The following is a 21094-nucleotide window of genomic DNA, read 5'->3' as shown; positions in this document are numbered from 1 at the left end:
GTGGTTGTTCGTTGTAGTTGTTCACTCTGCCCTCCACGTTAAAGACTAAAAAATTTTCCGTGTCACTGCTTACTGCACTTTTATCGTACTTCATTGTGCATATTTGCTACAAATTGCTTCATTTTGGTGCTTGACTGTTTTCTGTGCAAATGCTTACACCTCAAGCCTTACAGCCATTTTTAACACCCAACTATTGAATAAAAGTTAAAAATTAAAAGCTGGAATTTTTAATACAATCGTCAAAATTTTTAAATATAACTATTTTAGTCAGAATAATCATTATTATAAATACAAGCATTTTAGTCAGGTTTTTAACTGAAATACTTTTGATTAAAAATTAAAAAAACTTTTTTATAAGTTATTGTATTTTATAATATAAACAATATATTTTCATTTTAACTGTGCAGACTATTTATTTTTTGTATTATTTTGTTTAATAATATAAGACACAGTTTAAAAAACAGGCTTGTTTCTATGAGCTTAGTCCCGAAAGATTTGAACCGTCGCGTAACCCGAGAAATAGCAGCCATTTTAATAATTAAGGTTGTTATTTTAATGGCGATTAAAAATATCTGGTTCGATGCCCCTACCATTCCTGAAAATTTTGACTCTCAAGTTGCTGAGCGTATTGCCAGCAATCCTTCCCAAATCAAGGAGACACGTTGATGATTTCTGAAAGCGTGGTCGATCTCTCGCGGTTCCAGTTCGCAATGACCGCGATGTATCATTTTATTTTTGTTCCACTGACACTTGGTCTTGCTTTTATTCTGGCCATTATGGAAACCACCTATGTGATTTCCGGCAAAGAAATTTATAAGGACATGACCAAATTCTGGGGAAAACTGTTCGGTATTAACTTTGCTTTAGGGGTAACTACCGGCCTGACCATGGAGTTCCAGTTCGGTACAAACTGGGCGTATTACTCGCACTACGTGGGTGATATTTTTGGTGCTCCGCTGGCCATTGAAGGCTTGATGGCTTTCTTCCTTGAATCGACCTTTATTGGTCTGTTCTTCTTCGGCTGGGATCGTCTGTCCAAGGTACAACACTTGTGTGTAACCTGGCTGGTGGCCTTGGGCTCAAACATGTCGGCGCTGTGGATTCTGGTGGCTAACGGCTGGATGCAAAACCCGGTCGGTTCTGCGTTTAACTATGAAACCATGCGTATGGAAATGATTGATTTCGGTGCGCTAATTTTCAACCCGGTGGCACAGGTTAAATTCGTCCATACCGTTTCTGCCGGTTATGTTACAGGTGCGATTTTCGTTCTGGCGATTTCGAGCTACTACCTGCTGAAAAAACGTGACTTGCCATTTGCACGTCGTTCATTCGCGATTGCGGCTATCTTCGGTCTGGCATCTACCCTGTCTGTAATCTTACTGGGTGATGAATCTGGTTATGAACTGGGCGATGTCCAAAAAACCAAACTGGCTGCAATTGAAGCGGAATGGGAAACTCACCCGGCACCGGCTGCATTTACTCTGTTTGGTATTCCAAATCAGGAAACCCAGACCACCGATTATGCGATTAAAATTCCGTATGTGATGGGTTTGATTGCCACACGTTCAACCACTGAAGAAGTGACCGGGATCAAAGACCTGATTGCCCAGCATGAAGTGCGTATCCGTAACGGTATGGTGGCTTATCAGCAACTTGAACAACTGCGTGCAGGTGACAGCTCACCAGAACTCAAAGCGGCATTTGATGAATCTCAAAAAGACCTAGGTTATGGCCTGTTACTGAAAAAATATACACCTAACGTGGTAGATGCGACTGATGAGCAAATCAAACTTGCTGCAGCAGACACTATTCCACACGTTCCAAGCTTGTTCTGGGCCTTCCGTGCCATGGTGGCTTCTGGCTTCTTAATGCTACTCCTGTTCGTTCTGGCAACACTGGCTGTAGCAAAACGTAATGCAGAAAACAAACCTTGGTTATTAAAATTCGCCCTGATTGCCCTACCATTGCCATGGATTGCTGCGCAAACTGGCTGGTATGTGGCTGAAGTAGGTCGTCAACCTTGGACTATTGGTGAAGTTCTACCAACATATCTCTCTGCATCTAGCTTAAGTACTGGCGATGTATGGGGTTCAATCATTGCATTAGCATCGTTCTATACCGTACTGCTGATCATTGAAATGTACCTGATGATTAAATTCTCTCGTCTTGGTCCAAGCTCGTTACATACCGGCAAATACCATTTCGAAAAATTGGAAGCTGCCAAAAAAGCATCTGAGGAGACTCAAGCATGATCGAATATGAATTACTCAAAATCATCTGGTGGGTACTGGTGGGCGTACTGCTCATCGGTTTCGCCCTCACCGATGGTTTCGATATGGGCTCTATGGCGATCATGCCATTCGTTGGAAAAAATGATGAAGAACGTCGTGCGGCAATCAACACGATTGCCCCACACTGGGACGGTAACCAGGTCTGGTTCATTACTGCTGGTGGTGCACTATTTGCTGCATGGCCAATGGTGTATGCAACTGCCTTCTCGGGCATGTACTGGGCGCTGCTTTTAGTCCTGTTTGCGCTATTCCTGCGTCCGGTCGGCTTTGACTACCGCTCCAAGCTTGAAAACACTAAATGGCGTACTGCCTGGGACTGGGGTCTATGTATCGGTGGTGCAGTACCTGCGCTGGTATTTGGCGTAGCGTTCGGTAATATGTTCTTAGGTGTACCTTTTGAACTGGATGAGACTGTACGATCCAACTACACCGGCACCTTCTTTGCCCTGCTTAACCCGTTTGCTTTGGTCTGCGGTATCGTGAGTCTGGCCATGCTGTGTGCGCATGGTGGTGCATGGTTAATGTTACGTACCGATGGTGCTTTACGCGAGCGTTCTGCCAAAGCCACCAAAATCAGCGGTATCGTGTTCCTGGTCTGCTTCCTGCTAGCAGGTGCATGGTTATACTTTGGTGGCATCCAAGGTTATACCCTGGTTACACCATATGACACCGGTAGCGTTGCAAACCCGTTAGCCAAAGAAGTGATGACCAATGCCAACCCGGGCTGGATGAACAACTACTCGGCTTACCCGATCACCATGATTGCGCCAATTATGGGTATTCTAGGCGGTATCATTGTGATTCTGGCAGCCTCTAAAGGTAAAGCAGGTTTAAGCTTCACTGGTTCTGCACTGGCAGTAACAGGTGCGATTCTGACTGCAGGTTTTGCCCTGTTCCCATTCCTGATGCCATCGAGCATAGATCCTGTATCTAGCTTGACCATGTGGGATGCGGTATCTAGTCAAAATACCTTAACGGTAATGACTGTTGCAGCCTGTATTTTTGTGCCAATCATTTTGCTGTACACCACTTGGTGTTACTACAAGATGTGGGGCGTGATTACCAACAAACACATCAAAGAGAATTCGCATAGCCTGTACTAAGGCTATGCGCTAAAGGAGTAAAGATTATGTGGTATTTTGCTTGGATTCTCGGTATTTTGATGGCCTGTTTTGCAGGTGTACTGAGTGCGCTCTATATCGAGCATCATCAAGACCTGGATGAGGAATAAGTCATGACAGAGGTTGTAATGGAAACTCCAGTAATCGAAAAAAAACCGAATAAACTTGCGATGGTCATTTCTTGCTTATTGGCCTTTCCATTGGCAGCCGTGTTATTACTTCATCCAGCTGCCATGTTGGATGCCGATGGCAATTACAGCCACAGTGCCATGATGTATATAATGATTGGCATTTCCGGCGGATTTATCCATGGTGTTGGTTTTGTCCCACGTTTCTGGCTGTGGAAATGGCTGTTTAGTCCATTTGTGGCCTGGCCATTAATGATCTGGGGCTATTACACCTGGTTCTTTTCTTGATGAAACAAGCTCCCTTCGGGGAGCTTTTTAATTTCTGGGAGATCCATTCTGATACAAAATGGGATCAGCACAATTTCATCACAAGATGATTTCCCACATCCTTTAAAAAAGATCAGTAAGCGTCCGCTGAATCCCATGCCTATTTTTTAATTCGGTTCAGGTTTCCAGCGGTGTGGCAGTAACTCTTCAATCTGGGTCACTTTATGTGTCGGTAACCTTTTCAGCACATCACTTAAATAGGCATAGGGATCCAGCCCATTCAGCTTTGCTGACTGGATTAATGTCATAATATTGGCTGCTCGCTGACCGCTGCGCAGCGAACCTGCAAATAACCAGTTCTTACGTCCCAACGCCCAGGGGCGCATCTGGTTTTCCACCCAGTTATTGCAAATCGGTAGATTGCCATCATCCAGATAGCGGCTTAAAGCTGGCCAACGCTTCAGAGTGTAATTGATCGCCTTGGCGGTTGGAGAACTCGATGGCACAGTCAGTTGATGTTGGTTGAGCCATTCATATAGTTGTTGCATCACTGGTTGACTATGCTGTTGTCGGTATTCGCGGCGGTCTTCCGCTGTACCATCGGTCTTTTTCCTGAGTTCTGCTTCTATCGCATACAGTTTCTGAATCAGCACTAAGGCCTGTTCAGCAACCTGACTTTTCCCAGTTACATGCAGTTCATGGAATTTACGACGTGCATGGGCCATGCAGCCCACCTCAATGACCTGACCTGATTTAAAGCGTGCTTTATAACCGCTGTAATCATCACAGACCAGATGGCCCTGCCAGTCTTTCAGGAACGCTTCAGCATGCTGACCTGAACGACTATCCTGAAAGTCATAGATCACCGCCTGAACTGGATTGTACTGTGTAGTGGCATAGGCCCAGACATAACCTTTCTTCGGTTTTTTATCATTCTCACCCATCCGCATGATGGTGACCGGCATTTCATCGGCATGGATCACCCGCTGTTGCAGCACCACCTGTTTTAAGGCATTGGCCAGAGGTTCCAGTTCTACACCGCAGCGACCTATCCAGTCAGATAAAGTTGATCTAGAAAGTTCGATTCCCGCCCGCTGATAGATCAGACGTTGACGGTACAGCGGCAAATGATCGGCATACTTCGATACCAGTACATGGCTGAGCAATTCAGGTGAAGCAATGCCTTTATCAATCACATAGGCGGGCATCGCTTGCTGAGTCAGGGTGTCACACTGATCACAGACCCATTTGCCACGCACATGCTGTTCCTTATAGAACTGTGCCGGTCTGAAATGCAGTTTTTCACTGATATCTTCGCCGATACGACGTAACTGGCAGCCACAACTGCATTGGGTTGATGCAGGTTCATGCTCAATACGGATGGTGTGTAGATGATCTGGCAGTGGTCGACGTTTAGGTTTATTGGTTTTGGCTTTGTGTGTCGCTGCATTGGTTTTATCTGCATTTAGCCGTTCCAGTTCTAGATCAACCGCGGCAATATCTTCTTCAACCGCTTCATCCCACAGATGGATTTGTTTTGCCGTTAAGTGTTCATTCTTTTGGGCGAATTTGTGCTTTTTAAACAGCGCCAGTTCATGCTCGTATTTTTGATTGAGAATAGAAAGATGTTGAACTTTGGCATCCAATTGTTGGTTTGATTTTTCTAATTCTTGATTTGATTCTGCCAGAGACTGATGCTGCATCGCCAACTGCCGGGTGAATTCCAGCAGTTGTTCATGGGTCAGTTGGCTTAAGTCAGGCAGCGTATTCATGACCGCAGTATGCCTGAGGTCATGAGAAGAATGAAATAGAACGTTTGGAGGATGGCAGAATAGCCGAGCTTGGTTTAGAGCATCGTGACCACCTGCTGTCGTCCAATGCGCTGCCAAGGCAAACCCTGGATTAATGCCTGTAACTGTTCCAGATTGAGAGCTACGCTTTCACCCTGGTGAACTTTAGCCCAGTGGAATTTTCCCTGTTCCAGCCGCCGGGCACACAGCCAGATGCCCAGTCCATCATGTACCAGCACTTTCATGCGATGACCACGTTTATTACAGAACAGGTAAGCACAATGCGGTTTAATGTAGCCAAAGGCTCTCACCACCTGAGCCATGACAGTATCCATCCCTGCTCGCATATCCAGAGGTTGGGTAGAAAGCCAGATTTCATCGATACGGATCATGTTGCCAGCACCTTGAGTAATTCTGCCAAGGCAGGTATTTCTGATACTTGCCATTTCAAGCCAATTTCTGCTTTTGAGTGGGGTAAAGTAATTTGAACTTTTAACATGTCAGTAGGAGTAGCATCTAATGGTGCAGAGCAAGATAAGGCAATAAATGCAGGTTTATTCGGTAGTGGTGAGCGATCATTCCCTGGCTTAGCATCAATTAAGCGAATCCATTTGGATACAAGATTTGTATTCAATCCATGTTGCAAAGCGACCGAAGCAATTGAAACGTCCGGTGCTTTACAAGCCTGAACGATCTGCTGTTTAAATTCAGCACTGTATGTTCTTCGTTTTTTCGCAAGAGATGCGATGGATGTCTGGTGATTTGTAGTCATAAATTTTAGTCCCCACTTGTTTTTAAGTGGGGACTAAATTAAGGCTTATAAGATGAATTCATAAGGTGTGTTCAGCGGACGCTTACAAAGATCAGCCCGATCTCTTTTAAAAATTAAAATCTATTTTTATCCAACCCCGCTTTTTATTTATATCTGAATTGATGTCTATATGGATGCTTAATTTAAGGTGGTGATAAAGCAACTAATATTTAGATTCAAGCTCAATCAACTTCTGTATTTATCTCATTGATCGTGGTATTTTCTTAGGAAATTTCAAACGGATACAACCTATCGCCATAAAAAAAGCCGGACATTCAGTCCGGCTTCTTTAATCTGGGATAATTAAGGCTCAATCGGTGCAAATGGCGCCACCACATCGGCATTTTGTGCACGGTGACGTAAGAAATGATCCATCAGCACAATCGCCAGCATCGCTTCCGCAATTGGTGCAGCACGCACACCCACACATGGATCGTGACGGCCTTTGGTCAGTACATCGGTATCTTCACGGTCAATGGTAATGGTTTTACCCGGTGTGGTAATAGACGCCGTTGGTTTAAGCGCAATCGCCACACGAATGGTTTGACCACTGGAAATACCACCCAAAATACCGCCAGCATGATTGGCCAGGAAGCCTTGTGTGGTCAGTTCATCACGGGTTTCATGACCGAACTGTTCCGCCACGGCAAAACCATCGCCAATTTCTACGCCTTTAACCGCGTTAATCGACATCATGGCATGGGCAATATCGGCATCTAAACGGTCAAATACCGGCTCGCCCCAGCCCACAGGCACTTTTTCGGCCAGAATTTCCAGTTTGGCGCCACAGCTGGTGCCTTGTTCACGTAATGAAGTCACCAACGCTTCAAAACGTGGCACAGCATCGGCATCGCCACAGAAAAACGGGTTATTCGGCACTTCATTCCAGTCCAGCTTTTCCGCTTTTTCTGTACCAATTTGGGTCACATGACCACGAATCAGAATCCCGAATTTTTCTGCCAGATATTTTTTGGCAATCGCACCGGCAGCTACACGCATCGCAGTTTCACGGGCACTGGAACGACCACCACCACGATAATCACGGAAACCGTACTTTTGCGTATAAGTATAGTCGGCATGACCCGGACGGAAAGTCTGGGCAATGTTGCCATAATCCTTGGATTTCTGGTCGGTATTGCGAATCAGCAAGCCAATTGGCGTACCGGTGGTTTTACCCTCAAATACCCCAGAAATAATTTCAACCTGATCTGGCTCTTTACGCTGGGTTGCAAATTTGGAAGTCCCCGGCTTACGGCGGTCCAAATCGTGCTGTAAATCGGCTTCTGTCAGTTCCAGGCCCGGCGGTACACCATCAACAATGGCCATCAGGCCTACACCATGCGATTCACCACAAGTCGTGACACGGAAGAGTTGTCCAATACTATTACCTGCCATGTGCAACGACTCCTTTATGAATTAACAGATTGAATGAATAAATCGCGGTATTGACGGCACTGTGCTGCGGTTAGGGCAAAAATGCCTGAACCACCTTTCTGGAATTGTAACCAGTGGAAATCGACGGTATTAAAGTTCTGTTTCATGGCCCATTCAGAGTTACCGACTTCAATCACAATCAGGCCATCTTCGGTTAAATAGTCTGCCGCTTGGGCCAGCATTTTACGCACCAAGTCCAGACCATCCTGACCGGCAGCCAACGCCAGCTCTGGCTCATGACGGAATTCATCTGGCAGATCGGCCATGTCTTCGGCATCGACATACGGTGGATTCGACACAATCAGATCATACTGATTTTCTGCTGGAATTTTAGAGAACAAATCCGACTCAAGCAGCGCCACCTGATACTGCATGTTGTGATGTTCGGTGTTAATGGCCGCAACTTCTAAAGCATCTTTAGAAATATCGGTCGCATCCACTTCTGCATCCGGGAAAGCATAAGCCAATGCAATTGCGATACAGCCTGAACCGGTACACATATCCAGAATACGACGTGGCATTTGCGGATTTGGGTTGGCTGGCAAGTTATTATTGGCTTCACCCATCTGGCCATTTTCATCCAGACAATATGGCGCAAAACGGTTTTCGATAAGTTCAGCAATTGGCGAACGTGGAATCAGTACACGCTCATCCACATAAAACGGCTTGCCATAAAAATAGGCCAGATTGAGCAGATAAGAGGTTGGCGTGCGTTCATTAATACGACGCTCCAGCAGACTTAAAAATTCCTGCTTTTCGCTCGGCAGTAATTTGGCATCCAGAATTTCTGCATCGGCATTCCAGTCCAGCGACAGGGTTTGTAATACCAACGCGGAACTTTCAGCAAAATAATCTTCTGTACCTTGACCTAGATGTGCATCATATTGACGTAATGCTGTTACACCAAAACGGATAAAATCACGAATGGTGACTAATGTTTCAGCGGCTTCCTGCAAATGTTCAGGGCTAATAGTCGGTCGATCCACCTAAGGTCTCTCCAGAGTCAATTTTTTAAAACGCCTTATGATACCTTGTTTTGTGCGCTTTTATAATGTCTCTGTGCGTAAAAGCCGGATTTCAATCTGATAAATTGATCTCAACTTTCACGGCCTTAGCCAGATTTGGAATAAAGCCCTGAAATGGTAAGTACAGGATTAACGGGCAATAAATTTGCTCTGATAATAATTGGCCTGATCAATCACCTGTGCCAGCGTACAACGCGATTGCTGCAATTTGGCAACATCACCGTTCATGCCCCGATAGCATTGCTGCTTTAAACGCTGCTCCCACAGCGCATGTTGCTGGGCAATATTGGCCTGATATGCCCCACTGGCCCGATAGTAAGACTTATAGCTTTTCTTTAAGCGTTTTTGCTGCTGTTTCAGTTCTTTATTGACACATTTTTGCAAGACGGATGTTTGCCCATAAGCATGATTGCTACATTGAATATACTGTTTTGAATAACTTTCCTGCGCATAGGCCGAACCCGCCAGCAGCGCCCAGGCCATTCCCCCGATGAATGCTAAACGCATCATATTCCCCTTGCTGCCAAACACAGCGATCATCTTTGTTTTAATTTATGTAAAGCATATTACTGAACTTCAAGCAAAAAACCTATAGCGATGAACAGGATAGAATTTCCAGATCTTCACAATTTCCTGCCATTTTGCGATTGAATCTGCAAAAATAGACCTTATATTGACTATGAGACTCCCGTGAACCTGTTGATATGAGTTACAAACACAATAACCTGCTGGCCATGCGTCAAAACTACTGGAATGACAACGATTCACCGCGTGTCTTGCAGGAAAAACAGTTTTTACAGCAGATGCTGGTGGAACGCGGCATTTTTCAGGATGCGACTTTGGATGATGCCAAATATCTGTTCTTTAACCTGCCCAGCATTATTATTGTCAAAGGCTATGCGCATGGTTTTCTGCATGAATCGGTACAAAGCCTGATTTTAAAATACATTGATGAAAACAAGCAGATGCTGCAACAAAAAAGTACCCTCAAGATTAAATTCCGGATGTGAGTGAGCGAAATTGCATCTTTATAGATTTTGCTTAGGCTATTTCATAGAGAATGCAAAACTTAACTCGACATTCAGCAACTTGAACTTTTTTAATACGTTAAGACCCGTTAATATTCGTTAAACTATGACCTTTCTGCGAATTGCTGATTGAAGGATTAAATTTACATGTCAGATCAGAACGATAAGCTTAAACAATTGAAAACTTCCTCTATGGATCGACGCTTATCGATCGCGAAGGCATCGTTGCTGGCCGGGACACGTTGGGCTGCCTCCAGCGCCGGTTCAATCTTTTCCAGTGAAGAAGAAAAAGAAAAGAAACGCAAAAAAGCCATGAAAGAACAGGCCGATTATCTGGTCGCAGAAATTGGCAAACTGAAAGGCTCTATCGTTAAAATTGGCCAGATGATGGCGCTTTACGGCGAACATTTCCTGCCTGAAGAAATCACCCAAGCCCTGAATACCCTGAATAACCAGACTGTTGCCCTGGCCTGGCCTGCGATTAAAACCCAGTTACAGGACCAGTTAGGTTCCAAACTTAATGATCTCACCATTGACCATGAGCCTTTAGGTACCGCCTCTTTAGCTCAGGTACACCGCGCCACCCGTAAATCTGATGGTATGGAACTGGTATTAAAAATCCAGTATCCGGGTGTGGCCGATGCCATTGATTCGGATATGAGTCTGTTTAAAAACATGCTGAAACTGACCCGCATGGTGCCGCAAACCCGCGAATTTGATCAGTGGTTTGATGAAGTCCGCGAAATGATGCACCGCGAGGTCAATTATCGGATTGAGGCAGCCACCACACGCCGTTTTGCCGAGCGTTTAAAGCAGGACCCGCGCTATATCGTTCCAACCATTATTGAAGATTACTGTACCGATCAGGTGCTGTGCATGACCTTTGAACGTGGCGTACCAATCAACAGTCCGGTGATGCTGTCTTTACCACAAGAACGTCGTAACCTGCTTGGTGAAGCCTCTTTAGAAGTGGCAGTGCGGGAAATTTTTGAATGGGGCGAAATGCAGACCGACCCAAACTTCGGTAACTATCTAGTACGTCTGGGCAATGGCGCAGATGTACAGGATAAAATTGTGCTGCTGGATTTCGGTGCCATTCGCCAGTTTGATGACAACCTGCTCTCGGTCGCACGTAACCTGATTCAGGCCGGCTATCAGCATGACGCGGAGATGATGGTGAAAGCCATGACCGGTTATGAGTTTTTTGACTCCATTCCGCAAAGCATTAAGCCGGATATGGCCAAAGTCTTTTTACTGGCCACCGAAGCCTTTAGCAGTCCTGAAAACAACCCGGATTTACCAGCCGGTGTGATGGATGATCAGCATCGTTATGACTGGAAAAAAAGCCAGCTGCATAGCCGGGTGATGCAACAGGCCTCTAAATCCATGGCTTCACGTTATTTCAGTGTTCCGCCGAAAGAGTTTATGTTTATTAGCCGTAAATTTATTGGGGCTTATACCTTTATGACCGTGATTGATGCCAAAACCAATGTGCGCGACATGATCAAAAAATTCCAGTAAAGCCACACCCGACCCGAATGCAGCTAATGTCATTCGGGTCAATCCTCTCCCTTCCCCGCTCTTTCCAAAAATTAAAAATATAAACAGAAGCAACTATTTAGATTCCTGTTTCATCTTGCAACAACCGTTTATCTTTGACAATTGAGTATGTCAGTTCTGACATGGTTTTTTAAACAGCCGCGTGTCAGCATAAAAATAATCACCCGCATGATGGAACAACAACAATGACCAATATGGTAAACAAGGCCCAAGGATTTGGACTGTCGCTGCTCACTCGGCTTGCCAGCAGCGAGGTTTTAGACCAGCTCAAACTGCGTAAATTTGTAGAAAAATCTTTATATCAGGGGGCCAAAGCCGGCTTTAAAACCTTAAGCGTGACCCAGAAAGCTTTTCAAAAGCACGATGATGTACCCAGACAGCGTTTACCCCATCAGCAAAAATCCCTGTTTGATTTAAGCCTGAGCGAAGAACAGCAAATGACGGTAGATACCATGCAGCAGTTTGCCACAGAGGTGCTTTATCCACTGGCGCATCAGGCGGATCATCTGGAACAGTTTCCCGAAGTGTTATGGCGACACAGTCAGGATTTGGGCCTGAATGATTATGCACTGCCGGAGGCTTTGGGTGGCGTGGCCAGCGAGCAGAATATTGTCACTAATATTCTGATGGCCGAGCATTTGGCCCGGGGTGATTTCAGCCTGACCGCAGGTTTATTGTCGACCTTTGGGGTAATCAATGCCCTGACCCGCTGGGGTTCTGAAAGCATCCAGTCACGTTATCTGACCAGTTTTGCAGAAGATTCGGAACTGCGCGCCAGCTTTGCCGTGCAGGAAGCTACACCGGCTTTTGATCCGCTGCGTTTAAATACACAAGCCACTTTTAGCCAGGGCCAGTACTGGATTCAGGGTGAAAAAACTCTGGTAATGCTGGGTGAAACGGCGGACTTGTATCTGGTAAGTGCTGAATTCAATGGCCAGCCAGAAGTATTTGTGGTGAAACGCGACAGCAGCATTCGTGCACAAAAAAGCCCGGCAATGGGGCTGAAGGCCACAGAAACAGTCACCCTCAGTTTTCAGCATACCCCAGCCGAACGTCTGGGCGATGATGATTTTGACTATAGTGCTTTTATTGATTTGGGTAATTTAGTCTGGTGTGCCATGGCGGTTGGGTGCTGCGAAGCCGTGAAAGCCTATTGTATTGACTATGCCAACCAGCGCACGGCCTTTGGCGAGCCCATCTCACATCGTCAAAGTGTGGCTTTTATGATTGCCGATATGGCGATTGAAATTGATGCGATGCGCATGCTAGTGCTGAATGCTGCCAGTCTGGCCGAAGCTGGACAGGACTTTCATCGGGAAGCCTATCTGGCACGCTTGTTATGTGCAGAAAAATCCATGCAAATTGGCACAAATGGCGTGCAGATTCTGGGCGGTCACGGCTTTACCAAAGAACATCCGGTCGAGCGCTGGTATCGTGATCTGCGCGCGACCGCGATTGTCCAGTCTGGCCTGCATGCCTAAATAACCATAAAAATAAGGAACAGCCCATGAATTTACAGAACCCGAAAAAATTTAAACTGCTGATTGATCAGGCACATGAGGTTGCCCTGAATGTCCTGCGTCCAATTTCACGTAAATATGATAAGGCGGAACATGCCTACCCGAAAGAACTGGATATGCTGGCCTCAGTGGTCGATGGCATGAATGCGGGTGGCGATGGCATGAACGCCGGCGCTGCGGTGAATAAACGTGGCGATACCGCCAGTGGCAATAAAAATGGCGTCAATATGTCCACCGCTTTAAGTATTGTCGAAATGTGTTATGGCGATACCGGCCTGCTGCTGAGTATGCCGCGTCAGGGTCTGGGGAACTCTGCCATTGCCGCAGTGGCCAATGACGAACAGTTACAGCGTTTTCACGGCACCTGGGCCGCCATGGCCATTACCGAACCCGGCTGTGGCTCCGATTCAGCGGCAATTCGTACCACGGCGGTCGCAGATGGCGATGATTATATCCTGAATGGCGAGAAAATCTTTGTGACCTCGGGTGAACGCGCCGATGCCGTGGTGGTCTGGGCCACACTGGATAAAAAGCTCGGCCGTGCGGCCATCAAGTCTTTTGTGGTACCGAAAGGTACACCCGGCATGACCGTAGAACGACTGGAGCATAAACTCGGGATTAAAGCCTCGGATACTGCAGCCATCAGCTTTGTCGATTGCCGGGTGCCAGCCAGCAACTTGCTCGGCAATGCCGAGATTGATGTCTCCAAAGGCTTTGCCGGGGTGATGGAGACCTTTGACAACACCCGTCCTTTGGTCGCGGCCATGGCGATTGGCTGTGCCAAAGCATCGCTGGAACGGATCAAGCAGATTTTTAAACACGAGCTGGATGAGCATTATCAGACCGCCTATTTACACAGCTCCCAGATAGCCGCGCAGATTTATCGGATGGAAGCCGAATGGGAAGCGGCCCGTTTATTAATGCTTAAAGCCGCATGGATGGCCGATAACAAGCAGCCTAATTCCAAAGAAGCCTCAATTGCCAAAGCCAAAGCTGGCCGTGTCGGGAATGAAATTACCCTGAAATGCGTAGAACTGGCCGCCGCTGTGGGCTATAACGAAGATGAGCTGCTAGAAAAATGGGCACGCGATTCCAAAATTCTGGATATTTTTGAAGGCACCCAACAAATTCAGCAACTGATTATTGCCCGGCGTGAACTGGGTAAAAACTCCAGTGAACTTAAATAAGATACCGAGTACAGCATCAAGCGACATTTAAAGTCCAATAGATGTGCCTCAAATCTGCTCAAGAGATGAATATTTAGTGATAAAATTCATCTCTTTATCTTTTAGCACTGCGCTTATGTATTTTTTACGCCCGATTCAAGCCCAAGATAATCCTGCACTGGCCCGTATTATTCGTGAGGTTTCCAAAGAATTTGGACTTGCGCCGGAATCCGGTTTTGCCGTGGCCGATGCTGCGGTCGATGATTTATATGCGGTGTATTCACAGCCACACGCACAGTATTGGGTCGTTACCAATAATCAAGGCGACATTTTTGGTGGTGGCGGTGCTGCGCCTTTGCAGGGTGATCCAAGCCGCCTGGAAATCCAGAAAATGTATTTTCTGCCAGCAGTACGTGGCTACGGATTTGCCAAACAGATTCTGGAACACGCTTTTGACTTTGCCCAGCAGGCCGGTTTTCAGTCCTGCTATCTGGAAACCACAGCATCACTGTGGCAGGCAGTGAAACTCTATGAAAAGCTCGGTTTTGTACATTTGTCTGCCCCACAAGGCCAGACCGGTCATAGTCATGCCTGTGAAATCTGGATGGAAAAGAGCGTTAAATGAACATGAATCTGGGTAACATCAACCGCCTGCGTACAAAAAAGCCCTACTCACCATAGGGCTGACTAAAACAGTCGAATGGATTTTTCTATACTTAATCTGCCTTCAGGCCGAACTTTTTAAACAGGCTTAAACGGCGTTTCGGCTGGATATTGGCTTTGTTTAAATCACCTTTATAATGCTTGAACACGCGTTTATCCATCATTTTAAACCAGAGCGGTGGAATCAGCGCCGGCAGCAACATACTGGCATAACCGCTTGGCAATTCAGGCGCTTCATCAAAATGTCGCAAGGCCTGAAAGGGACGGGTCGGATAGGCATGATGATCGGAATGACGCTGTAACTGATATAAAAACAGATTGGTGACAATATTATTGTTGTTCCAGCTATGTTCCGGCTGGGTACGCTCATATTTGCCCTGCGCATCTTTTTGTCGAAGCAAGCCATAATGCTCAATATAATTGACCAGTTCAAACAGGCTGATGGCATAAAAGGCCTGCGTGCTTAAATACGGCACAATGCCTTTCCCAAAGCTGGCCAGCATTCCGGCATGAAACAGCGCACTCATGCCCCAACCTTGTAGCAATTCATTGTCTTTGGACCAGAAATTCTTGCCTTTGCGTTTTAAACGCTGGGTTTCAATTTCAATTGCCGATTTAAACGAGCCTTTCACCGTACGTGGCCAGAACTCATAAAAGGTTTCGCCCATACGGGAAGACGCCGGATCTTCTGGGGTTGCAGCGCGTTTATGATGCCCATACGGATGTTCAATCCGGAAATGGTTATAACCCGACGGCACCAGCGCCAGATGCGACAGATAATGCTCCAGTTTGGAGGATTTATGGCTCAGTTCATGTGCAGTATTAATCGCCACCCCATTAACCAGTCCCATCGACGCGCCCAGAAAAATTTTATCCAGCAGTGAAGTCTCTTTACGTGAGACCAAATAGGCCGCATAAATATTGGCGATATACTGCAAGGGAATAAAACTTTTTACCAAACGGGAATAATACGGGTCCTGCTCCAAGAGCTTGACCTCTTCCGGGCTTGGATTGTGCTCATCTTTACCAACCAGAGTATCAATGCTGGGAATAATCACATGAATTAACAGTGGTCCACCTAGAGCAAATACAGTTTTAAATGGTTTCGGTGCAAACTGGTAACCGGCCAGAATCCCAATGCCTAAAACCGGTAAAAATGGGCTAATCAGCCATAAATAACGTTTTTTATCTAAAGCCAGACCGGATTTTTCAAGTAAAAATTGCTGTTGTTGTTCTGTGAGTTGTAGCGGAGCATTCATTGCCTGCACTTCCATCCTGCTTAACTTATCTATATATTTCAGCAAACAAGCCACAGAGAACAGTTGCAAACGTCCAAAAAAGCTATGTAAACGTCTTTGGCCCACATTGCCTGAAATTGGCCTTTCATCACACGATAAATTCAGGCTTAATGACCAAATAGCTAAGCTCAAATAAGAAGATATCAACCCGGTATGGATGCTTTAAGTAAAATTTTTGATGATATTCATCTCAACAAATCTGAATTTATCTATTTGAATCCACAGGGAAACTGGGCATTTCAATATCAGGATCACAGCGCCATTATTGCCTATGTGGTACTAAGTGGTGAATTACATCTGGAATTATCGACCCAGCGTCAGGTCTATGCGCAGGCCGGTGATATTGTGCTGATTCCTTCCGGCTGTAGCCATGTCGGTAAAAGCAGCGCCCAACTGGACTGGCTAAACGCTCTGGATATTAGTGACCTGTTTCAGCAGAAACGCCAGCAGACCATCGAGTTTGGTGATGCATCCGGTGAAAAATCATTTATTTTAGCCATGCACGGCACAATGGACAGCATTATGGCCAAGCCGCTGTTAAATGCTTTGCCGGACTATATGCATATTCATCATATTATGAGCAGCACCGCCCCGGAATGGCTGCAAATTGGCTTACAGTTTCTGGCGGTAGAAAGCCATCAGATTCGCCCCGGCCGCGATAAAATTCTTGATCATCTGATCAGTATTTTATTTATTGAATGTGTGCGTGATTATATTGCCCAGTTGAATGATTCTAATAACTGGCTGAGCGCACTGACGCATCCGGAACTGTCCAATGCTTTAACCGCCATTCACGGACAACCGGAAAAAAGCTGGACCGTCGAAACCCTGGCCGAACAATGCTGCATGTCGCGCTCAAAATTTGCCAATCTGTTTACCCAGATTGTTGGTGAATCGCCACTGGCCTATTTGCAGCAGCATCGCTTAAGGCTGGCGGCTCAATATTTACGTCATGGCCAGCTCTCAATCCAGCAAATTGCCTATAAAGTTGGCTACTCTTCTGAAACTGCCTTTAGCCAGACTTTTAAAAAGCAGTTTTTCCTGACCCCAAGCCAGTACCGGCAGCAGTTTCAGCAGGCTCTTATAAAATAGCCAGAATTGCTGCCACCGGGTCTTCACAGTTGCCCGACAGTAGCTGTTTATGCATGGTACGATGCTGCATCACCTGAATTTGTGCAGCTTCAATATGCATCAGCTTTTCAATTTCATGCGCCAGACGCTCTGGTGTAGCCTCTTCTTGAATCAGCTCTTCAATCACTTTTTTACCAGCAATAATATTCGGTAGCGAGTAATACGGAATTTTAACCAGCAGTTTGGCAATCCAGTAGGTAATCCGGTTGAGCTTATAAAAAGTCACCATTGGACGATGCAATAACATCGCTTCCAACGTTGCAGTACCTGAAGCCAGCGCAACAATATCCGCTGCATTCATGACCTGACGGCCAATTTTTGATTCTGTATCGGTATTTTCCAGCAGACTAACCCGTGATCTCAGATCAGCAGCACAATGCTGTAATAAACTTTCAATCTGCTGTTTACGCGCATCGTTAATGGCGGGAATTAAGAAGTGATAGTTTTGATATTTGGCAGCCAGAATTTCAGCGGCTGCCAGAACCAATGGCCCTAAACGCTCAATTTCACCACGACGACTACCGGGCAATAAGGCAATATGCTTTTGCGAAGCTTCCAGCCCCAGTTCCAGTTTGGCATCGGCCAGATTATTATCGACAGGCAACTGACTCGCTAATGGATGCCCGACAAAGGCAGCCGGAACCTGCCATTTTTGATAAAAGGCTTTTTCAAATGGAAATAAACACAGCACCAGATCAATATTGGCTTTAATGCCGTGGACACGGCCCTGACGCCATGCCCAGACCGAAGGACTGACATACTGCACGGTTTTAATGCTTGGACTTTTCTGCTTCAGGCTTTTCGATAAACGCAGGTTAAAATCCGGCGCATCAATCCCAATAAAAACATCGACCGGCTCCTTGCTCCATTGTTCAACCAGTCCATCACGCACGGCAAACAGCTTTTTAATGTCTTTTAAGACTTCAACAATGCCCATGACCGACAAAATATCCATCGGATAATAGCTTTTAAAGCCTTCAGCAATCATTTGCGGGCCGCCAATACCTTCAAATTCAGCCTCAATGCCTTGCTCACGAAAACGGCGGATCAGTCTGGCACCCAAGGTATCCCCAGAAACTTCTCCCACCACAATGCCTATTTTCAGTTTTCGTTTTTGCAAGACCTTGCTCCTTCAATTGCTGCGTGGAATTTTAACATATTCTGCTTGAAGTGACTGTAACGACTGTTTGTCCTGAGCTGAGAAAAAATTCAGGTTTTTCTATATTTTAACTGCTTTGTTTTTATACAGCATGACTATCAGGTTTGATTGATGATGCTGTGCTGGGCCCATTCATTTATCACGCTTTCACCGCTTTATCTCACTCTATTCCACCTGACTTGCAGTTTCATGACCATTAACTGCTTTTTATCATGCTGAAAGTTTGATCAAATAAAATCCAAAACCCCAACACATGTCATCCCTATGTAATGACACTGAATACACAAATAATAATTTTAAAGTGAAATTTCCTGCTATTTTTAATCTTTTTATCTTTCCATTTTGCTGCGCTGTCATCACAAAATCCGTCTATTCGGCCCTGCACATCCTGATCTTTTTACTAAAAAATCCCCTTTTTTCAGCTTTAAATCCAGCAGATTTCAGATAGATCTACTCCACGCTGTTTCACTATAAATGTTGATCTTTTTCTCATCTTTAGCATTTTTTAGAATAAGCAAATCATTAATCATGCCAACGACTTATATCCGAAAGTCATAAGATAAGCACGTTTTTTGATGTATGGCATATCCCCATGTTTGGTGCAGTTGAGTTTATTTTGGCAGGTGTTTTGGTTGGCTTCTGTGTAGGTGTGACCGGTGTAGGCGGTGGTTCGTTAATGACCCCGATTTTAATCAGCCTGTTTAAGATTGAACCGCACATTGCCATTGGTACCGATCTGCTCTATGCCGCAATTTCCAAATTCTGTGGTTCACTAGTCCATGCCAAAAAAATGAATATCGTCTGGCCAATTGTGATCTGGCTGTCTGTCGGCAGTATCCCGGCGTCTTTTGCAACGCATTGGGTACTCGACAACTATTTAAGTCAGTCCACGCATTATAAAGCTGTGCTGACCATGGTCTTGGGCTTTATGCTGACCCTGACTGGCGTGTCCATTATTTTCCGCAGCCAGATTGAAAAATTCTTCAACAAATATCGCAAACATGAATTGCCAGATATGACCCAAGACCTGGAAAAGGTCGACCTGAAGGCCACCAACAAACGTGTGATGATTGTGGTGATGGGAATTGTCCTGGGTGTGTTCGTCACCCTATCTTCGGTGGGTGCAGGTGCGTTTGGCATTATGGCGCTGGTGCTTATGTTCCCGAACTTGCCAATGATCCGCATTATCGGCTCCGATGTGGTCCACGCAGTCTTATTGACCTTTGTCGCCGGTATGGGGCACATGACCTCGGGCAATGTCGATTTTGAGCTGCTGATGTGGTTACTGGTCGGTTCTATTCCAGCAATTGTGGTCGGTACTTTAGTCAGTTCACGTTTACCTGAAAAAATTATCCGTAAAGTGCTGGGCATTACCCTGTTTGCGCTTGGAGTGAACTTTATGCTGAACCCGGTCAAATCCAAACCGGCACAACCAGTGGAAGCGGCGATGGTGGTGAGCGCTGAAAAAACATCGCCAGTTTAATTTATCTCTGCGATTCATCACTTTTTTTTCAATAATCTATTGATCTTTTTTATAACAATAGGCTGCTATATTCGTGTTATATTCAGGCTATTAAACAATCTTGTATACGATTAAACCAGTGACGGCAATGAACACTTTACAGTCTAACCCTATTACACCTTCAGATATCGATGATGTGAATATTAAAAGCATCCAGCCACTTGTGACCCCTGCTGAACTCAAAGCAGAACTTCCACTGACTGACTCTGCTTATCACACCGTACTGAAAGGTCGTGAAACCATCCGCAATATTCTTGATGGTAAAGACAAACGTCTGTTTGTGGTCATTGGGCCTTGCTCGATTCATGATCCTGTGGCAGCACATGATTATGCAGACCGCCTGAAAGTGCTGAGCGAAAAAGTAAAAGATACCTTATACATCGTAATGCGGGTGTACTTTGAAAAACCGCGTACGACCGTGGGCTGGAAAGGTCTGATTAACGACCCGGACATGAATGACTCTTTCAATATTGAAAAAGGTCTGCGTATTGGCCGTAAACTGCTGCTGGAACTGAATGAAAAAGGTCTGCCTTGTGCCACTGAAGCACTGGACCCGAACTCTCCACAGTATTATCAGGATCTGATTTCCTGGTCAGCGATTGGTGCGCGTACCACAGAAAGTCAGACTCACCGTGAAATGTCTTCTGGCCTGTCTTCACCGGTTGGCTTTAAAAATGGTACCGATGGCGGCTTAACTGTTGCGACCAACGCAATGCAGTCTGTAAAACATGGTCACAGCTTCCTGGGGCTGAACGAACATGGTCAGGTGTCGGTAATTCGTACCAGCGGTAACAACTATGCGCACGTGGTATTGCGTGGTGGTAATGGCAAGCCAAACTATGATGCCGGTTCAGTCGCCGATGCAGAAGCAGCGCTAATTAAAGCCAAAGTCAGCACCAAAATCATGATTGACACCAGTCATGCCAACTCCAACAAAGACCCGTACCTGCAACCACTGGTCTTAAAAAACATCACCGAACAGATTTTAGATGGCAATAAATCAATTGTCGGGATTATGGTCGAAAGTCATTTGAAAGGCGGTCGTCAAGATATTCCTGCAAATCTTTGCGATTTGGAGTATGGTAAGTCTGTTACCGATGGATGCATCGACTGGGAAACCACTGAAAAATCCCTGCTTGAGATGCATGAAGCATTGAAAGAGGTTTTAGCCAGCCGCTAA

At 45.7% G+C, this 21094-nt stretch carries 21 protein-coding genes; 13 read left to right on the top strand and 8 right to left on the bottom strand.

The window, feature by feature from the left end; all coding sequences use genetic code 11:
- The first annotated feature begins 474 nt into the window (after positions 1 to 474).
- Genes cydP through ACVLR6_RS06820 form a run of 5 tightly spaced genes read left to right on the top strand, consistent with a single transcriptional unit; the run spans position 475 to position 3828 of the window.
- Complete coding sequence (gene cydP / locus ACVLR6_RS06840) at positions 475 to 666, top strand: cytochrome oxidase putative small subunit CydP (RefSeq protein WP_005177663.1); 192 nt, start codon at positions 475 to 477, stop codon at positions 664 to 666.
- Positions 666 to 2252: a cytochrome ubiquinol oxidase subunit I gene (locus ACVLR6_RS06835; RefSeq protein ID WP_127799519.1), complete on the top strand. Its 1587-nt coding sequence runs from the start codon at positions 666 to 668 to the stop codon at positions 2250 to 2252. Before cydP ends, ACVLR6_RS06835 begins: the two co-directional genes overlap by 1 nt.
- Entirely contained in the window at positions 2249 to 3394 is a 1146-nt protein-coding gene (gene cydB / locus ACVLR6_RS06830) for a cytochrome d ubiquinol oxidase subunit II (protein ID WP_423561920.1), read from the top strand. The genes ACVLR6_RS06835 and cydB overlap by 4 nt, the downstream gene beginning before the upstream one ends.
- Positions 3395 to 3420: 26 nt before the next feature.
- Complete coding sequence (gene cydX, locus ACVLR6_RS06825; RefSeq protein WP_002120988.1) at positions 3421 to 3522, top strand: cytochrome bd-I oxidase subunit CydX; 102 nt, start codon at positions 3421 to 3423, stop codon at positions 3520 to 3522.
- Positions 3523 to 3525: 3 nt separating this feature from the next.
- On the top strand, positions 3526 to 3828 hold the full coding sequence (locus ACVLR6_RS06820; protein WP_005177656.1) for a cyd operon YbgE family protein: 303 nt from the start codon (positions 3526 to 3528) through the stop codon (positions 3826 to 3828).
- Between the two features lie 146 nt (positions 3829 to 3974).
- Here ACVLR6_RS06820 and tnpC read toward each other — a convergent pair whose 3' ends face one another.
- From tnpC to ACVLR6_RS06790, 6 genes are all read right to left on the bottom strand, one after another.
- Positions 3975 to 5579, bottom strand: coding sequence for an IS66 family transposase (gene tnpC / locus ACVLR6_RS06815; protein WP_455996105.1), 1605 nt, complete (start codon positions 5577 to 5579; stop codon positions 3975 to 3977).
- Between the two features lie 74 nt (positions 5580 to 5653).
- Entirely contained in the window at positions 5654 to 5989 is a 336-nt protein-coding gene (tnpB, locus tag ACVLR6_RS06810) for an IS66 family insertion sequence element accessory protein TnpB (RefSeq protein ID WP_140992694.1), read from the bottom strand.
- On the bottom strand, positions 5986 to 6369 hold the full coding sequence (gene tnpA, locus ACVLR6_RS06805; protein ID WP_348904486.1) for an IS66-like element accessory protein TnpA: 384 nt from the start codon (positions 6367 to 6369) through the stop codon (positions 5986 to 5988). The genes tnpB and tnpA overlap by 4 nt, the downstream gene beginning before the upstream one ends.
- A gap of 342 nt (positions 6370 to 6711) precedes the next feature.
- Complete coding sequence (gene aroC / locus ACVLR6_RS06800; RefSeq protein WP_016658184.1) at positions 6712 to 7803, bottom strand: chorismate synthase; 1092 nt, start codon at positions 7801 to 7803, stop codon at positions 6712 to 6714.
- Positions 7804 to 7817: 14 nt separating this feature from the next.
- Positions 7818 to 8828, bottom strand: a complete 1011-nt coding sequence (prmB, locus tag ACVLR6_RS06795) for a 50S ribosomal protein L3 N(5)-glutamine methyltransferase (RefSeq protein WP_045795711.1) — start codon at positions 8826 to 8828, stop codon at positions 7818 to 7820.
- A gap of 168 nt (positions 8829 to 8996) precedes the next feature.
- Entirely contained in the window at positions 8997 to 9374 is a 378-nt protein-coding gene (locus ACVLR6_RS06790; RefSeq protein WP_227554581.1) for a lysozyme inhibitor LprI family protein, read from the bottom strand.
- Positions 9375 to 9571: 197 nt separating this feature from the next.
- Between ACVLR6_RS06790 and ACVLR6_RS06785 the strand changes: the two genes are divergently transcribed.
- The 5 genes from ACVLR6_RS06785 (at position 9572) to ACVLR6_RS06765 (ending at position 14766) form a co-directional block, all read left to right on the top strand.
- Positions 9572 to 9877 (top strand): hypothetical protein, encoded by a 306-nt coding sequence (locus ACVLR6_RS06785; protein WP_005177647.1) that lies wholly within the window; start codon positions 9572 to 9574, stop codon positions 9875 to 9877.
- A gap of 165 nt (positions 9878 to 10042) precedes the next feature.
- Positions 10043 to 11416, top strand: coding sequence for an ABC1 kinase family protein (locus ACVLR6_RS06780; RefSeq protein WP_005177645.1), 1374 nt, complete (start codon positions 10043 to 10045; stop codon positions 11414 to 11416).
- A 224-nt stretch (positions 11417 to 11640) separates the two neighbouring features.
- Positions 11641 to 12936 carry an acyl-CoA dehydrogenase family protein gene (locus ACVLR6_RS06775; protein ID WP_005177643.1) on the top strand — a complete coding sequence of 432 codons (1296 nt, stop codon included), beginning with the start codon at positions 11641 to 11643 and terminating at the stop codon, positions 12934 to 12936.
- 26 nt (positions 12937 to 12962) lie between these two features.
- Positions 12963 to 14162 (top strand): acyl-CoA dehydrogenase family protein, encoded by a 1200-nt coding sequence (locus ACVLR6_RS06770; protein ID WP_075167731.1) that lies wholly within the window; start codon positions 12963 to 12965, stop codon positions 14160 to 14162.
- Positions 14163 to 14277: 115 nt separating this feature from the next.
- On the top strand, positions 14278 to 14766 hold the full coding sequence (locus ACVLR6_RS06765; protein WP_104513276.1) for a GNAT family N-acetyltransferase: 489 nt from the start codon (positions 14278 to 14280) through the stop codon (positions 14764 to 14766).
- A gap of 91 nt (positions 14767 to 14857) precedes the next feature.
- On the opposite strand, the gene ACVLR6_RS06760 is transcribed toward ACVLR6_RS06765, so the two are convergent.
- Positions 14858 to 16063 carry an alkane 1-monooxygenase gene (locus ACVLR6_RS06760; RefSeq protein WP_016658190.1) on the bottom strand — a complete coding sequence of 402 codons (1206 nt, stop codon included), beginning with the start codon at positions 16061 to 16063 and terminating at the stop codon, positions 14858 to 14860.
- A gap of 192 nt (positions 16064 to 16255) precedes the next feature.
- Here ACVLR6_RS06760 and ACVLR6_RS06755 point away from each other — a divergent pair, with 192 nt between their 5' ends.
- Positions 16256 to 17194 (top strand): AraC family transcriptional regulator, encoded by a 939-nt coding sequence (locus tag ACVLR6_RS06755; protein WP_286421992.1) that lies wholly within the window; start codon positions 16256 to 16258, stop codon positions 17192 to 17194.
- On the opposite strand, the gene lpxB is transcribed toward ACVLR6_RS06755, so the two are convergent.
- The gene (lpxB, locus tag ACVLR6_RS06750; RefSeq protein ID WP_016658192.1) at positions 17184 to 18353 is read right to left on the bottom strand and encodes a lipid-A-disaccharide synthase; all 1170 of its coding nucleotides are present in this window, start codon (positions 18351 to 18353) and stop codon (positions 17184 to 17186) included. The two genes, ACVLR6_RS06755 and lpxB, sit on opposite strands and share 11 nt — an antisense overlap.
- A gap of 631 nt (positions 18354 to 18984) precedes the next feature.
- Here lpxB and ACVLR6_RS06745 point away from each other — a divergent pair.
- Both ACVLR6_RS06745 and ACVLR6_RS06740 read left to right on the top strand, forming a co-directional pair.
- Complete coding sequence (locus tag ACVLR6_RS06745; protein WP_075168185.1) at positions 18985 to 19875, top strand: sulfite exporter TauE/SafE family protein; 891 nt, start codon at positions 18985 to 18987, stop codon at positions 19873 to 19875.
- A gap of 127 nt (positions 19876 to 20002) precedes the next feature.
- Positions 20003 to 21094: a 3-deoxy-7-phosphoheptulonate synthase gene (locus tag ACVLR6_RS06740; protein WP_005177632.1), complete on the top strand. Its 1092-nt coding sequence runs from the start codon at positions 20003 to 20005 to the stop codon at positions 21092 to 21094.

Source organism: Acinetobacter sp. T63 (assembly GCF_053852345.1).
The sequence above is the reverse complement of the archived record's forward strand: the minus strand, read 5'-3'. Positions and strand labels throughout refer to the sequence as shown.